Annotated in this window: 14 protein-coding genes and 1 tRNA gene; 8 read left to right on the top strand and 7 right to left on the bottom strand. The window is 37.9% G+C overall.

Annotation, left to right across the window (positions count from 1 at the left end; all coding sequences use genetic code 11):
• Positions 1-7: 7 nt before the first annotated feature.
• Both AC4IFE_RS17970 and AC4IFE_RS17965 read right to left on the bottom strand, forming a co-directional pair.
• Positions 8-739, bottom strand: a complete 732-nt coding sequence (locus tag AC4IFE_RS17970; protein WP_490758507.1) for a LytR/AlgR family response regulator transcription factor — start codon at positions 737-739, stop codon at positions 8-10.
• Positions 708-3,641, bottom strand: coding sequence for a sensor histidine kinase (locus AC4IFE_RS17965; protein WP_490758506.1), 2,934 nt, complete (start codon positions 3,639-3,641; stop codon positions 708-710). Before AC4IFE_RS17965 ends, AC4IFE_RS17970 begins: the two co-directional genes overlap by 32 nt.
• A gap of 141 nt (positions 3,642-3,782) precedes the next feature.
• On the opposite strand from AC4IFE_RS17965, the gene AC4IFE_RS17960 reads away from it, so the two are divergent.
• From AC4IFE_RS17960 to AC4IFE_RS17930, 7 genes are all read left to right on the top strand, one after another.
• On the top strand, positions 3,783-5,666 hold the full coding sequence (locus AC4IFE_RS17960) for a DNA topoisomerase IV subunit B (RefSeq protein ID WP_490758505.1): 1,884 nt from the start codon (positions 3,783-3,785) through the stop codon (positions 5,664-5,666).
• A 93-nt stretch (positions 5,667-5,759) separates the two neighbouring features.
• The gene (locus tag AC4IFE_RS17955) at positions 5,760-6,176 is read left to right on the top strand and encodes a hypothetical protein (protein WP_490758504.1); all 417 of its coding nucleotides are present in this window, start codon (positions 5,760-5,762) and stop codon (positions 6,174-6,176) included.
• A gap of 6 nt (positions 6,177-6,182) precedes the next feature.
• On the top strand, positions 6,183-8,771 hold the full coding sequence (locus AC4IFE_RS17950) for a DNA gyrase/topoisomerase IV subunit A (RefSeq protein WP_490758503.1): 2,589 nt from the start codon (positions 6,183-6,185) through the stop codon (positions 8,769-8,771).
• 11 nt (positions 8,772-8,782) lie between these two features.
• Positions 8,783-9,424, top strand: coding sequence for a rhomboid family intramembrane serine protease (locus AC4IFE_RS17945; protein ID WP_073332409.1), 642 nt, complete (start codon positions 8,783-8,785; stop codon positions 9,422-9,424).
• A gap of 32 nt (positions 9,425-9,456) precedes the next feature.
• The gene (locus tag AC4IFE_RS17940) at positions 9,457-10,566 is read left to right on the top strand and encodes a helix-turn-helix domain-containing protein (RefSeq protein WP_490758502.1); all 1,110 of its coding nucleotides are present in this window, start codon (positions 9,457-9,459) and stop codon (positions 10,564-10,566) included.
• 142 nt (positions 10,567-10,708) lie between these two features.
• Positions 10,709-11,494, top strand: a complete 786-nt coding sequence (locus tag AC4IFE_RS17935; RefSeq protein WP_490758501.1) for an SDR family NAD(P)-dependent oxidoreductase — start codon at positions 10,709-10,711, stop codon at positions 11,492-11,494.
• Positions 11,491-12,465, top strand: a complete 975-nt coding sequence (locus AC4IFE_RS17930; protein ID WP_490758500.1) for an NAD-dependent epimerase/dehydratase family protein — start codon at positions 11,491-11,493, stop codon at positions 12,463-12,465. The genes AC4IFE_RS17935 and AC4IFE_RS17930 overlap by 4 nt, the downstream gene beginning before the upstream one ends.
• Positions 12,466-12,627: 162 nt before the next feature.
• On the opposite strand, the gene AC4IFE_RS17925 is transcribed toward AC4IFE_RS17930, so the two are convergent.
• The 5 genes from AC4IFE_RS17925 to AC4IFE_RS17905 are packed head-to-tail and all read right to left on the bottom strand — an operon-like array spanning position 12,628 to position 15,957.
• Positions 12,628-12,987: a DUF4180 domain-containing protein gene (locus AC4IFE_RS17925; protein ID WP_490758499.1), complete on the bottom strand. Its 360-nt coding sequence runs from the start codon at positions 12,985-12,987 to the stop codon at positions 12,628-12,630.
• Positions 12,988-12,998: 11 nt separating this feature from the next.
• Entirely contained in the window at positions 12,999-13,850 is an 852-nt protein-coding gene (prmC, locus tag AC4IFE_RS17920; RefSeq protein ID WP_490758498.1) for a peptide chain release factor N(5)-glutamine methyltransferase, read from the bottom strand.
• Positions 13,851-14,609, bottom strand: coding sequence for a peroxide stress protein YaaA (yaaA, locus tag AC4IFE_RS17915; protein ID WP_490758497.1), 759 nt, complete (start codon positions 14,607-14,609; stop codon positions 13,851-13,853).
• A gap of 5 nt (positions 14,610-14,614) precedes the next feature.
• Positions 14,615-15,316, bottom strand: a complete 702-nt coding sequence (locus tag AC4IFE_RS17910) for a CPBP family intramembrane glutamic endopeptidase (RefSeq protein WP_490758496.1) — start codon at positions 15,314-15,316, stop codon at positions 14,615-14,617.
• Positions 15,317-15,345: 29 nt separating this feature from the next.
• The gene (locus tag AC4IFE_RS17905) at positions 15,346-15,957 is read right to left on the bottom strand and encodes an L-threonylcarbamoyladenylate synthase (RefSeq protein ID WP_111958294.1); all 612 of its coding nucleotides are present in this window, start codon (positions 15,955-15,957) and stop codon (positions 15,346-15,348) included.
• Between the two features lie 102 nt (positions 15,958-16,059).
• Between AC4IFE_RS17905 and AC4IFE_RS17900 the strand changes: the two genes are divergently transcribed.
• Positions 16,060-16,132 (top strand) — tRNA-Met (locus AC4IFE_RS17900).
• Positions 16,133-16,136 lie beyond the last annotated feature (4 nt).

The following is a 16,136-nucleotide window of genomic DNA, read 5'->3' as shown; positions in this document are numbered from 1 at the left end:
TTGGTTTTTATTCTAAATTTTCAATCTTGTTTAGGAAATCATTCTTTTTACGCACAGAAACATCCAGTACAGAATGGTCCGCCATCACTACCTGCCCGCCTTTACCTTTTATGTATTCTTTAAGGTGAAAAAGGTTGATCAGATGCTTATGATGAATCCTGAAAAAATTATATTTTGTAAGATGTTCTTCAAATTCATGCAGCGTTTTGGAAACAATGATCTTTGTTTTATCCACAAGATAAAAGGTTGTATAGCTGGAATCTGCCTCACAGCGTATGATATCGCTGATGTTGGTTAATTTGAAACCCTGAAGGGTAGGAAGGCTGATCTTGTTCTCGCTGGAAGAGAGGCCCGGAACACTTTTACTTTTTTTAATCGTTTCCAGCACCTTATTGACAGCAATGATAAAATCTATTTTTTTAATGGGTTTAAGTAAATAATCTGCCGCACCGTTTTTAATAGCCTGAATGGCAAAATTTTCAAATGCGGTAATGAAAATGATCCGGGAATCTATTTCCCTGAACTTTGAAAGCAGGTCAAAGGCAGTACCGTCTTTCAGCTGAACATCCAGAAAAAGAATATCCGGTGAATGTTTAGTAAGATAAATATAAGCTTCCTCTACGCTTGATGCCTGAAATGCCGTGTTGATTTCGGGGAATTCATTCTCCAGCAGAAGAGCAATATAATCTCTTCCGTCCTGTTCATCATCAATGATGCATGCCTGTATTTTGGTTTTCATAAGGTTTTATATAAAGTTTAATCTGCGTTCCCGGTCTTTGTTCTTTTTCAGAAAGATCATGAATTTCCAGTATGATATGAGTCTCAAAAAGCTGCCTGAATGTTTCAATTCTTTTCTGGGATAATCTTACCCCGAAAGAATCAGGGCTTGTCTTCCTTTTGCTGTTAATGCCTGTACCATTATCTTCTATGACGACACATATTGATGTTCCGGTATGCTCAAAAGATACCTGTATGTTTCCTTTTCTGTCCTTTAAACCTGCAATTCCGTGTTTTATGGCATTTTCCACAAAAGGCTGGATCAGCAGGGAAGGGAGCACCCAGTTTTCGTTAATATTTTCAGATAAGCTGATTTTATAGTCGAACAGATCTTTTAACCTGAGTTTTTCCATATTCAGATATAACGAAAGATAATCTGCTTCATCTTTGATAGACATGAATGTTTTCTCAGAATAATGCAGCGTTTTCCGGATCATCTGGGCAAATATTTCAAGATAATTCTCTGTTTCTTTATAATCTTTTTTATACAGAAGAAACTGGATGGAATTGAGGCAGTTATAAATGAAATGGGGATTGATCTGTGCCTTGATTGCCTGCAGCTCAAGCTCGGCGATCTTTTTTTCATAATATAACATTTCCAGCTTTTTATTCCTTTTTTTCTGAAAATAAAGGTTGATAAAGATAAACAGGAGAGCAACCCCCAGGCTGATCATCATCAGCCTGAACCACCACGTCTGCCAGAATTTGGGAAGAATCTCAAATGGAATATCCGTAGAGCTATAAGACTGTTTTCCATTATAGCCGATCCCGAAAATCTTAAACGTATAGTTGCCCGGAGGAAGAGAAGAAAAAATAATTTTCTGGGAAGTGCCCGTTTGCCAGTCATTACTGAGTCCCTCGATTTTGTACCGGTAACTTATCTTTCCCTGGGAAGCGAAATCCGGAAAACTTACATTGAAGGTAACGTCATTGTCCGGAGTCTGGCCCGTTAACATCTGTCTGATGTTAAAAATTTCATTACCACCGATGTCAACTGAATTGATGATTACCTTTTTGTTGATGAACTTCTTCTGGCTCATCAGATTTTTAATAGAAAGAATTCCCAATCCTTTTGAGGTGGCTACATAGATGGTATCACCGGAAATGACACATCCGGATACTGAATTTGATGGCAGGCCGTCTGTCTGCGTGAAATTATTGATTTTGATGTCAGATCCCTTAAGCTCGATCCTGCTGAGCCCATAATTTGTACTTGCCCAGAATATATTTTTATTTTCTATCTCAATTTTTTTGATCTGACCTGTAATCAGCCCATTTTTTTCCGAAATTTTCCTGAGAATTTTAGAGTTGTCAAAAAGAATGATCCCGCTCACATTGCTAGCCCCGATATACAGATTGTCCCCGGACTTTTTAAGGTCTGTAAAATAGTATCCCTTCAGAAACAGTTTTTTCTTTTTAGAAACAGTATTCACTTTATAAAGATCCTTAAAGTTCCCGGCAAACAAGCTGTCCCTGGCATAAGGAAGAGCGTTGTACATCCTTTCTTTACTGAGTATTTCAGTATAAGTGCCTGTTTTGTAGTTGTAAGCAATAAGCCCGTCTGATGTGCATAATATGATAGATCCGGGAGCATAGGGCACAATATTTTTTAAGAGGTAATCCTTTAAAAAATATTTTTTTTTCGTCATGATATCATACTGAAAAAGACTTCTTGTAAGCCCGAATATTACTGTGTTTCCTTCAGAAAAAATAGATTTGTGCTCTATTTTAATATTTTTTTCAAAAACAAGATCTGTTATCTGCCCTTTGTGATAGATGCCGCTTTTAGCTTCATTATAACCAAGGAAAACACCATGGCTGCTTTTGGCAATGGCTTTTATGTTTGATGAATTATTTTTGATCGGAAAACGGACATAATTTTTAAAGAACTGGTCAGCAATGAAAAATATGCCATTATTCCGGGTAGAAAACCATGTATTGTTGTCTTTATCCACAAAAATATCATTGAGGATGTAGTTTTCCATTATTCTGACAGGATCGGAAAGCCTGCTGTCATCAGATAAAGGCTGTTTAAAATAAAGAGCTCCCCCTTCTTCAGGACATAACCAGAGACGGTAGTTATTATCGATGACGAGCCGGTGGATATTTTCCTGTGCGGTATAGCTTTTAAGTTTTTTGAAATAAAATTTGTTGTAAAGCTGATAAACTTCTACCGTTCTTTTGTTTCTGAAAACAAAGATGTCACCTTTTCTTAATATAGCCGTGTTTTTCTTAATAGAAATATTGCAGGATGTTTTCTTTTTTGTGATGATATGATAAGCCTGAATATTTTCCTTCTTTTCTTCATGGAACAGATACAGCATCTGATCAACAGTGTTCAGGCCGAAAGCATAACAAGGATCTGCCAGGCTGCTCTTGATTGCTAAAGGAATCCTGCTCACCTTTTCATTCCGGTACCGATAGATATAATCCGGATTGTAAGCGGAAAACAGGTAAAGAGATTCATTGTCAACATAATAACCGGGATTAACGGTAAACTGCATTTTTTGCAATTCTCTGTTAGAATCTGAATTGATGATCCTGCCGTTTTTCAGGTAGGCAAAATCATTCAGAAAAGGGGCTATAAAAATTTCTCCGTTGGATAAAGGAATACAGGACAGAGCTTCAATATTTTTTAAGCCCTGCTTATTGTTGAAATGTTTAAACTCCTTTCCGTCGAACCGGAACAGTCCGTTATCGCTTCCTATCCATATTAATCCGGTTTTATCCTGGCTTATTGAGTAGGTATACGAATTATTCAGGCCATCCCCATCATTATAATTGACCATTCCGGGGATCTGGGCAAAAAATAATGAGGATAACAATATAAAAGAGAATAGATGAAAAAGTATAATTTTTTTCACTGTATATTGAATAATACGGTAAATATATGATTTGATTAATAATAATACAATATTTAAGGTTGGATATTGAAAAAAAACGAATCGAAAAATTCGGATAATTTTGTACAATTTCGTACTTTTGTATGTTTGCTGAAATCATATATGTCACAAGAAATAAATCCAATCTACTCCGAAGATAATATCAGAACCCTCGACTGGCAGGAACACATCCGTCTGCGCCCCGGAATGTACATCGGGAAGCTCGGAGACGGCTCCTCTGCGGACGACGGTATTTACATTCTGCTTAAAGAAATTCTGGACAACTCTATTGATGAGTTCAGAATGAAAGCAGGGAAAAGAATTGAAATAAAAGTGGATGACGGTAAAGTCAGCATCCGTGACTTTGGCCGTGGAATTCCACTGGGAAAAGTAGTAGATGCCGTATCCAAAATGAATACGGGAGGTAAGTACGACAGTAAAGCCTTCAAGAAATCCGTAGGATTGAATGGGGTTGGTACAAAAGCTGTTAATGCCCTTTCAGAATATTTCCGTGTAAGGTCTTTCCGTGAAGGAAAAATGAAGATGGCGGAATTTTCCAGGGGACTGATTACCGAAAACCATGAGGAAAAAGATACTTCAGACCGAAACGGAACGGAAATATCCTTCATTCCTGATGGGGAAATCTTCCTTCATTTCAAATACAGGAAAGAATATATAGAGAAAATGCTGCGCAACTATGCGTACCTGAATCCCGGTCTGAAAATTATTTTCAACGGAGAAACTTATTATTCTGAAAACGGACTTAAAGATCTTTTGGAAGAGGAAATGGAAAACGAAATTCTGTACTCCATCATTCACCTGAAAGATACTGATATAGAGCTCGCCATTACACATTCCGACAAATCACAGACAGAAACCTATTTTTCTTTCGTGAACGGGCAGAATACCACCCAGGGAGGAACGCACCTTAATGCCTTCCGTGAAGCTTATGTAAAGACGATCCGGGAGTTTTTCAATAAAAACTTTGATGCTTCAGACATCAGGAAATCTATCATTGCAGCCATTTCTATCAATGTAGAAGAACCTGTATTCGAATCCCAGACCAAAACAAAGCTGGGATCCAGTGATATGGGACCAAACGGACCTACTGTAAGAACGTTTATCATTGATTTTCTGAAGAGCAAACTCGATAATTTTCTGCATAGAAACCCTGAAATTGCCGAAGCGATCCAAAGAAAGATCCTTATTTCGGAAAGAGAAAGAAAGGAACTTTCGGGAATCCAGAAACTGGCAAGAGAAAGAGCCAAGAAAGTATCCCTTCACAATAAGAAACTCCGGGACTGCAGACAACATTATAACGACCAGAAGAATGAAAGAAAAGGGGAGACCCAGATCTTCATTACCGAGGGAGATTCCGCATCCGGATCTATCACCAAATCAAGAGACGTTGAGACCCAGGCCGTATTCTCGCTGAAAGGGAAACCTTTGAACTGCTTCGGGCTGACTAAAAAGGTGGTATACGAAAATGAAGAATTTAACCTTCTCCAGGCCGCTTTGAATATTGAAGAAAGCCTTGAAGATCTACGATACAATCAGGTGATTATCTCTACCGATGCCGATGTGGATGGTATGCACATCCGTCTGTTGATGATTACATTCTTCCTTCAGTTTTTCCCTGATCTGATCAAAAATGGCCATCTTTATATTCTTCAGACCCCATTATTCAGGGTGAGAAATAAAAAAGAGACAAGATACTGCTACACCGAAACGGAAAGAATAAAAGCTTTGAACGAACTTGGGAAAAACCCTGAAATCACCCGATTTAAAGGACTTGGAGAGATTTCACCCGACGAGTTCAAACATTTTATCGGGAAAGATATCCGTCTGGAGCCTGTAGTAATAGGCAAAGATCAGACAATAGATCAGCTGCTTGAATTTTATATGGGTAAAAATACACCGGACAGGCAGGTGTTTATCCTTGAAAATCTTGTGGTGGAAGATCCGGATATTGATAAAAAAGAAACCCTGGATGAAGTAGCAGGCTAAAAAAAATTTAACCAATAAACACAAATATCACAAATGAGACTCAGCAACCGTAATAAAGCTTCGGTTTACAATTTTGTACATACATTATTGTTAATGATGGTCATATTTGGAATTGCAGCATTTTTGTTGAATGAATACAGGTTTCATGCTGTAGGAAAAGAAAGTTATATTCTTCTTATTGTTCCAGTCATACTAATGGTGATTTTTCACCTGAACGGCAGACAAATATTTGAATATGACAGTGATGGAGAAGCACTGAATTTTAAAAACAGAAATATCATTCCTTTTTTGGACAGACCTCTTCATGATGAATTTCCAAAATATAAACTGATAAAGTATGAGATCGTCAGTATTTTTTTTGTCAAAAGACTATATGTTACCATCTCAAGTAAGAGCAGTGGTTCTACCATCCTTAAATATGAAATATCTTATTTGAGTGGAAAAGAAGTAAACGATTTAAAACTCTCTCTGAATAAAGTAGTAAAAATTAATAAAGAGAAAAACGATTAAAAACAGATGACGACAGAAGAAAACTCGCACGAAGGTGAGAGCTTGAAAAAAGTCTCAGGACTTTATAAAGACTGGTTTCTGGACTATGCTTCCTATGTAATTCTGGATAGAGCGATTCCTTCCGTCTATGATGGGCTAAAGCCCGTTCAGAGAAGAATCATGCACTCTATGCGGGAACTGGAGGACGGCCGTTACAATAAAGTAGCCAATATCGTAGGAAATACCATGAAATACCATCCTCACGGGGATGCTTCCATTACGGATGCCATGGTACAGATTGGCCAGAAGGAACTTCTGATAGATACCCAGGGAAACTGGGGGAATATCTATACCGGAGATTCAGCGGCGGCGGCGAGATATATCGAGGCCAGGCTGACCCCTTTCGCACTGGAAGTGGTCTTTAACCCTAAAACTACGGAATGGGCAAAATCCTACGACGGCAGAAATAATGAACCTATTGATCTTCCTGTAAAATTCCCACTGCTGCTCGCACAGGGAGTAGAAGGGATTGGTGTAGGGCTTTCTACGAAAATTCTTCCTCATAATTTCAATGAGCTTATCAATGCTTCTGTTGCTCACTTAAAAGGAAAGAAATTTGAACTGTTTCCTGACTTTATGACCGCCGGTTATCTTGATGTTTCCGAATACAATGACGGACACAGAGGCGGTAAGGTAAGGGCCAGAGCCAGGATTACCCAGACGGATAAGCATACACTGGTGATTTCCGAGCTTCCTTTCTCTAAGACGACAAGTGACCTGATCGATTCTATTCTGAAGGCCAATGAAAAAGGAAAGATCAAGATCAAAAAGATTGAAGATAATACCTCTGATACGGTAGAGATCCTTGTTCATCTTCATAATGATGTTTCGCCGGACAAAACCATAGATGCGCTCTATGCATTTACAGACTGCCAGGTAACCATCTCTCCGAATGCGTGTGTGATCGTAGGTGATAAACCTATGTTCATGAATGTTTCCGATATTCTGAAAATGAATACGGAGCACACGGTTTCATTGCTTAAGAAAGAACTTGAAATTGAGCTTCATGAGCTTCAGGAAAGCTGGCATTTCTCCTCACTGGAAAGGATCTTTATCGAGAATAGAATTTATCATGATATTGAAGAAGTAAAAACCTGGGAAGAGGTAATTAAAACTATTGATGCCGGATTAAAACCTCACACCAAGCATCTTTTAAGAGCGGTAACAGAAGAGGATATTTTAAAACTGACCGAGATCAGGATCAAGAGGATTTCAAGATTCGATTTAGATAAATTTAAAGAAAATATAGCTGCTCTGGAGGGCAAGATAGAACAGGTAAAACATCACCTTGCCAACCTGATTGCTTATGCTATTGAGTATTATTTGAATATTCAGAAAAAATACGGAAAAGACAAGCAGAGAAAAACGGAGCTTAGAATTTTTGACACTATTGATGCCACAAAAGTAGCCGTGGCCAATGAAAAATTCTATGCCAATTTTGAAGAAGGATTTATTGGTACATCACTCAAAAAAGACCAGTATCTGTTTGACTGTTCGGATATTGATGATATCATCATATTCAGAAAAGACGGCACCATGAAGGTTGTAAAGGTGGACGCCAAAACATTCGTCGGAAAAGATATCCTGCATGTTGCCATATGGAAGAAGAACGATAAAAGAACTGTCTATAATATGATCTACCGTGAAGGCAGAGACGGGCCATACTATATGAAACGTTTTTCTGTAACGGCGGTGACCCGAAATACAGACTATCCGCTGGCTTCTGATAAAAAAGGTTCCGAAACCCTGTATTTTTCAGCGAACCCTAATGGAGAAGCGGAAACAGTAACCGTCCTTTTAAAACCGAATCCGAGGATCAGGAAGAATAAAATGGAAATCGATTTCTCTGAACTTGCCATCAAAGGAAGAGATTCCAAAGGAAATCTGGTAACCAAATATTCTGTGAAAAAAGTGGATTTGAAGGAAGAAGGTGTTTCGACACTGGCTCCCAGAAAAATCTGGTTCGATGATACGGTAAGAAGACTCAATGCGGATGGTAGAGGAACTCTTTTGGGGAATTTCAAAGGGGACGACAAAATTCTGACGATCAATACCAATGGCGAGGTGAAGCTGGTTTCTTTCGATCTGGGGAACCGTTTTGATGATGAATATCTGGTGCTGGAAAAATGGAAGCCGCAACAGCCGGTGACCTGCATTTACTACGACGGAGAAAAGGAAATGTATTTTATCAAAAGATTCCTGCTGGAAAATACAGCCAATATACAGACCTTCATGCCTTCTGAACACCCGAAATCATTTATTGAAAATGTTATTGTAGCAGACGGCGCTTCAGCAGAAATCATTTTTGCTAAAGATAAAGGCAAAGACCGGGACCCGGAAACCATACCTATTGATGAGTTCATTGCTGTAAAAGGAATAAAGGCAATTGGAAACCAGTTTACAAAATTTAAAGTAAAAACAATCAATATCAGTATTCCTGAACCTGCAGAAGAAGAACCGGAAGTATATGAAGAGCCGGAAACAGGAGACGGTATTGTGGATGATGACCGGACTGTCATCGGGGATCTGTTTGAGAACGGTGAACCAGAAAATTAAGAATTTAAATTATGAGTACAATTGTTTTAGTGATTATGGCCGTAACCTGTATTATCAGTTACTTTGGGTTCAATAACACGGCTTTATTCGAGAAATATAAATTTAATGTAGGGGCAATTGCCAACCGTAAAGAATATATAAGACTTATCAGTTCAGCATTCTTGCATGCCGATTTTATGCATTTATTTTTTAATATGCTTTCTTTATACTTCTTCCAGGGAGTTGTGACGTCGTTTTTTGGAAATATAGGCTTTGTGATTATTTATTTTGGATCAATGATCCTTGGAAATTTATTCAGTCTTATGATTTATAAAAAACAGCCATGGTACTCTGCTATCGGAGCATCAGGGGCTGTTTCGGGTGTCATTTTTGCTTCTATTGCAATGGCTCCTAATGAGATTAGCGTTAACTTTTTACCAGGATGGCTGTTTGGAACATTGTATTTTGGATATTCTGTTTATATGATGCTGAATCCTAAACAATGGGATAATCTAGGGCATGCCGCTCATTTAGGGGGGGCATTCTTTGGACTTGTCTATTCTATTACACTGCATCCTCAACAAGCTATGAGTAATATTCTTTATTTAGGAGCCATGTCACTTCCGCTGATCTATCTGGGCTATGAAATATTCGTCAGGAAAAGAATAGGATAAAAGATTTACCTTTAATCAAAATATCAGGACCAATGAACACATCAGAGTTAAACCGTTTCATCGTTGTATTAATCTATGGTTCATTGGTCCTGCTTTCTTTACTGAAACTGTCCAATCCGTTGCTGGTAAACAGAAAGGCCAACTTCTGGTTTGGGATATTTCTTTTTTTATGGTCGAGTTTCTGGCTGGATGAGGTTCTTACCTTGGTGAACGATGCTCCGGTAGAAGTTCATTCCATTATTTCCGTTCAGATGATCCAGTTTCTGACACCCGTTATGTTCTATTTCAGTGTGTTATTTTATACCAATCCTGCATTTAAATTTAAAATTTCAGACCTGAAATACCTTATTCTGCCTGTTATTTTTTGGATCAATATTCTGTTACAGCGTTTTGGCGGATTTGATGATCATACTGTTTTTAATTTTGTTTTTATAGGCTTAATTCTTTTCCAGGCCTTATTCTACACCGGCCTTTCATATTTTACCATCCGGAAGCACAAAAAAAGGATCCAGCAGTTTTCTGCGAATACAGAAGGCATCAACCTGAACTGGCTGGAATACATTACTGTCATTATTTTCATTATCAACATTGCTTACATAGTTTATAATTTATCCTATGACTCCACGGCCCTGAATTTTTTTATTAACGGAGCTTTTCTGCTGGTTATTTATTTTGTAGGATATTATTCTTTAAAGCAGAAAGAAATTTATCCCCTGGAAGAAAAGCAGCGTGATGAACTGATTTCTATTGATGAAGATCCCCTGACAGAAGAAGTAAAGAAAAAGCTGATCTCCGATGAAGAACTGATGAAGATCAAAAATCAGCTGGAAGAAATCATGGATAAACAAAAGCCCTATCTGGACAGCGAGCTCAACCTGATCCGCCTTTCCGAACTTCTGTCTATCTCTACACACCATCTCTCTTATGTGATCAATACCGGATTTAAAAAGAACTTTTTCCAGTATGTAAATGAATACAGAATTGAGTATGCCAAGAAACTTCTTAAAGACCCTCAGAGCAAACTGTCAATTTTAGGGATCGCCTACGAATCCGGATTCAATTCCAAAACATCTTTCAACACCACCTTTAAAAAACTGACCGACCAGACGCCTTCCGAGTATAAAAATGGTTCGGGTTTATAAATGTTAACGTTCTTTTTTATTTAACTGATTGTATTTTAATAGATTATAAGTTTGGATTTTATTTTATAAAATAGGTTCACTCAGATAACCCTGAACATTCAAAGATACTTTTCACGATAGCTTTGCAGCATAAAATTGTTTTATGGACACCAAAGAATCATATGCTGTAGTAACGGGAGCAAGCCAGGGACTGGGAAAAGCGTTTGCAGAAAATCTGGCCAGTAAGAATATCAATGTCATTTTGGTAAGCCTTCCCGGTCAGCAATTAAAAGAGCTGTCCCGGCGGTTGGAAGAAACCTATAAGATCAAAGCTCATTATTATGAAGTAGACCTTTCCGTGAATGAAAATGTCATGAAGCTTACCGAATGGCTGAATGAGTCTTTCGATATTCATATTCTGATTAATAATGCAGGGCTTGGAGGTACGAAAAAATTTGTAGATGCTTCGCCGTCTTATATCAATACCATTTTACAGGTAAACGTAGCGGCAACCTCACTCATCACTCACCAGCTGCTGCCCAATCTGTTAAGACAGCCCAAAGCTTATATTCTGAATGTATCCAGCATGGCTGCGTTTTCACCGATCGGGTTTAAAACGGTATATCCTGCTTCCAAAACCTTTATCCATTCGTTTTCCAGAGGACTCTATGAAGAGCTGAAAGACACCAATGTTTTTGTAAGCGTTGTGAATCCCGGAGCGATGAAAACGAACATTGATGTCTGTAAAAGAATTGAAAAACAGGGTATTTTAGGAAAACTTACCCTTCTGGATCCTAATAAGGTAGCAGCTTACTGCATCAGGCAACTTTTCAGAAAAGATTCCGTTATTATGGTCAATCCCATCAGCTGGGTGATCATGAAGATCCTGCCGATATGGATTAAACTGCCTCTGATGACCAGTGCCATTAAAAAAGAAATAGAAGCATGAAGAAAGTTTTTGTAACCGGAGCCACAGGGCTTCTGGGTACCCATACCATTATTAAATTATTACAATATGATTATTCTGTTACTGCTCTGGTGCGTAAAAAAAGCAGCTGGATGGGCGAAGAAAATGAAAATCTCAGGATTATAGAAGGAGGTTTGTTCTCAGATATTTCAGAGCATCTGCAGGATGTGGATGCCGTTATCCATATTGCGGCAGAAACCAGTCAGGAACTGCTGCATTATGAAGATTATAAAAAAATAAATTATAATGCTGTGGTTCATCTGTTTGCTCAGGCTGTAGAAGCAGGAGCAGGAAAATTCCTGTTCATAAGTACGGCGAATACTTTAGGCTATGGAAATTCTGCTGCCCTGGGAAATGAACAGGCCCCGCAGCGCTATCCTTTTACCCGTTCCTATTATGCCCAAAGCAAATTGGAAGCAGAAAATTACCTCTTACAGCAGGACAAGAAAACAAAAGTGATTATTGTGAATCCTACTTTTATGATCGGGGCCTACGACCGCAAGCCGAGTTCAGGGAAAATTATCTTTTGGGCATGGAAAAAGAAGCTTGTATTTTACCCGAAAGGCGGAAAAAATTTTGTGCATGCCGAAGACGTGGCGGAAGGAATTATAAAAGCCGTTGAAAAAGGAAAAAACGGCGAAAAATACCTGCTGGCCAATGAAAACCTGACTTACAAAGAATTTTTCGGAAAGGTAAATACCATAACAGGACAGGCTCCCGTTATGATCCCAATACCAAACTCAGGGCTTGCCGTACTCGGAATAATAGGAGACATATTGAGAAAACTGAAGATAAAGACCAGCCTGAGTTCTCCTAATATGAAAGCTTTGAGGATCAATAATTATTACTCCAACCGGAAATCATCAGAAGAGCTGGAAGTAAGGTATCAGCCTATTGATAAGGCAGTTGAAGATGCGGTCTGCTTTTTTAAAAAAGAAAAACGAAGTAACTAAAATTGACGCACAGATATAAATAGCTAGAATATATAAATCCTGTTTATCCACCCGCTTCATCAGATCAACTTGTTGATCACATCTTTGCTTTCTTTAATAACAACTAGGTAAACTTTGCATTAAAAATATTCCCACAGATTTAGCAGATTGCAAAGATACTTGTCAGCTTCCCAGCCTTTCCAGAGCATTTTCAAGTGTTTCAGTGAAATTAATATGTTTTGTTTTATTGCTTTCGAGAATGAAATCCCTGATGCTTTTACTTTGATACTTTTCAAAATCCCCTACAATAGCAAGGCTCATGCGGTAATTAGAGAATTTTTGCAGAATATCTCCTGCTATTTTTGTTTTCAGATCAAAGAATTCAGGGGTGAGATTTTTCTCATAGATAATCAGCTTATCGAACCCCTGATAATAAATATTTCCGAGAAGATCCAGTCCGTCCTGAGCAGACTGAATAATGATGTCAGCAGAAATAATTTCGGCTATTTTAATTTCATTGACAGAGTGTGCGATAATTTCCATGACTCAATTTTTTATTTTTTTCCGGCAATAAAGCGGTCATTTCCAGATAAATCTTTGATCAGTTGAGCCTCAGAAAAAGAACCAGTGTATAACTCCAGTGTTTCAGGACCAAGTTTCTGATTGATTTCTAAAAAAAGAAGACCATTATCTTTTAGGTATTGCTTTGAATCTTCTGCAATTTTCCGGTAAAAGATCAAAGCATCCTGAACCGGGGAAAAGAGTGCCATTTTAGGTTCAAATTCCTTGACAGAATCAGCGATTTCAGTTTCCTCTTCAATCCCGATATAAGGAGGATTGGAAATGATGATATCATAGCTTTCCTTTAATTCAAAGCTCAGATAATCTGCATGAATAAAGTTGATTTCCAGCTGATGATATCCGGCATTTCTTTTTGCTGTTTCCAAAGCTTTTTCAGAAAAATCAATCGATGAAATTTCCGCTTCGGGAAAATGTTTTTTTAAAACCAATGGAATTATACCGCTTCCGGTGCCGATATCCAGAATCTTTATACCCTGAACATTTAATTCTGAATTTTGAAGGGTATGAATTGCCATTTCAAGCAGCTCCTCTGTTTCGGGACGTGGAATAAGGACATTTTCATCCACGAAAAATACCATTCCGTAAAATTCTGTTTCTCCAAGGATTTGTTGGTATGGTCTCCCGGTTTTTAAGTCGGAAACAGCCTGGATAAGCTGCTTCTCATCATCAATGAGGAGTTCCTGATCCGCCAGTCTTCTCTGGTGAAACGAGTCAAGACCTGTAATTTTCTGTATGAAAACACTGCATAAAAAAGCACTTTCCGAATCGTTATAAAGTTCGGAAAATTCAGTTTTAAAATATTTTTTGAATGCTGATATTGTCATTTATCTTGTGAAAACCAGTTTAGTGTCTGTAGATTTTTCCTCATCGATCAGATAGCCTTCATAGTTGAATGCCTTTACATCATCCAGCGTTTTGGCGTTAGTCTCCGCACAGAACCTTACCATAAGACCTCTTGCATGCTTGGTATAAACAACAATAGTTTTCAGTTTTCCGTCTTTTAATTCATAAAAATCAAAATCAATGACCTTATGATTTATTTTTTTCCTGTCAATCACTTTCCCGTACTCATTGCTGGCCAGATGAAGAAGAATTTCACCCTTTTTCATCTCGGAGTTCAGCTGTTCTGTGATCTTTTCTCTCCAGAATTCATATAAATTTTTATATTGATCGAATTCAAAATGGCGTCCCATTTCCAGCCGGTATAGCATTACTTTATCAGAAGGCTTCAGCAGTCCGTACAATCCGGAAAGCATCCTGTGATTTTTCTGTAAATAATCAACAGCATTTTTATCCAGGGTTTTTGCATCCAGTCCCCTGTAAACCTCTCCTGTAAAAGCAAATAGGGCAGGAGCAGATTCCTTTGCCGTTGGCTTTGCCTTCCATTTCTGGTTTCTTTCCCAGTTTTCATCGGCCAGCTTAGGTGATATTTCCATTAATTCCGAAAGATATTTCGGAGATTTGTGCTTCAAATAAGACTGAATGAATGCAGCTTCTTCGATGAATTTTGGTGTGGTTGATCTTAATAAGTCAGTTGAATTCTCAACGTTCATCAGTTTCGCTGGAGAAGTTATAATTTTCATAATGTTTAGAGTACAGATAAATGTTTAGTATCAATTAAATTCATGATCATCACAGACACAAAGTCGTACATAAAATGACAGATGATTAAAATTTTAATGTTCGAATATTGTTTATAAAACATAGCAAAAACGGTTCCGATAAAGAAAGGTACGACTACCTGTCCGATTGTTCCATAAGTGCTGTGCAGAATTCCAAATAATACGGCGGAAATAAAAATACCGCAATATTGATTATTGTATATCCTTTCAATTCTTGGCTGAATGTATCCTCTCATAAGAAGTTCTTCTACCACTCCGGCAGTAAGACAGATAAAGATCATGAGCAGATAATTATTTTTAAAAGCAGAAGAGATCTGAACCATTTTGCTGCTTATGCCTTCCTGAGTCAAAAGCTGGATAATTATACCAATAACGGAAGTTCCTATAAGACAGGTAAAATATAAACGGATTACTGACCGGGTATAGAATGATACGGGATATTTCTTTTCTTTCTGTAGCAGGAAAGGATTTTTTTCTACAAGAAAATTATATAGAAAAACAAAAAAAAGAACCATCCAAAGAACAATCCTTGTATAAAAAAAATTAACGGATGTAATTCCTTTTGTACCTGTAATTAAGTAAATAAGCGGAAATGCATAAAGCATTACTGCAGCAAGAAGCACAAAGGTAAAAAGAATTCCCAGTGCGTATTTACCGTTCAAACTCATAATCCAAATGATCGGTTGACTGCTTCTGATTAAATAATTCCCTTTCCCTGACGGATGATTTCCGGTTCTCCCGAAGTAAGATCCACGATGGTAGAAGCTATATTATCACCATATCCGGAATCGATTACAATATCCACCAGATGATCATACTTTTCTGCGATCAGTTCAGGATCTGTAGAATATTCAATGATCTCGTCATCATCCTTGATGGAGGTTGAAGCTATTGGGTGGCCTAATTTTTCCACAATAAGCTGCGGAATCGGATGATCGGGAACACGGATACCAATGGTTTTATGATTTTTATAGGCCAAAGGAAGGCTCTTGTTGGCATCCAGGATAAAAGTAAATGGTCCGGGAAGGTGGCTTTTCAGAAATCTAAATACTGAAGTGTCAATAGGTCTTGTAAAATCTGAAAGATGGCTCAGATCATTACAAATAATGGAAAACTGTGACTTTTCCAGCTTAACTTTTTTAAGCTGGGCCAGCTTTTCCATGGCTTTTATATCAAAAATATTACATCCCAGAGCATAGATCGTGTCAGAAGGATAGATAATAAGCCCGCCGTTTTGTAAGGTTTTAATAACCTCATTCACAAGATTTTCCTGAGGGTTATCAGGGTAAATTTTCAGTATTTTTGCCATAAAACAAAGATACAAATAATAAAATAGTTTTCATAAAAGTCCTTTATTTAAAAGAAAAATTAGGATTTTCAAAAAATTGCCGTATCTTTGCACTCACAATATCGCGGGATGGAGCAGTAGGTAGCTCGTCGGGCTCATAACCCGAAGGTCATCGGTTCGAGTCCGGTTCCCGCTACTAA

The organism is Chryseobacterium sp. UF-81, from assembly GCF_058245105.1.
This window is presented reverse-complemented; position numbering and strand designations above follow the sequence as displayed.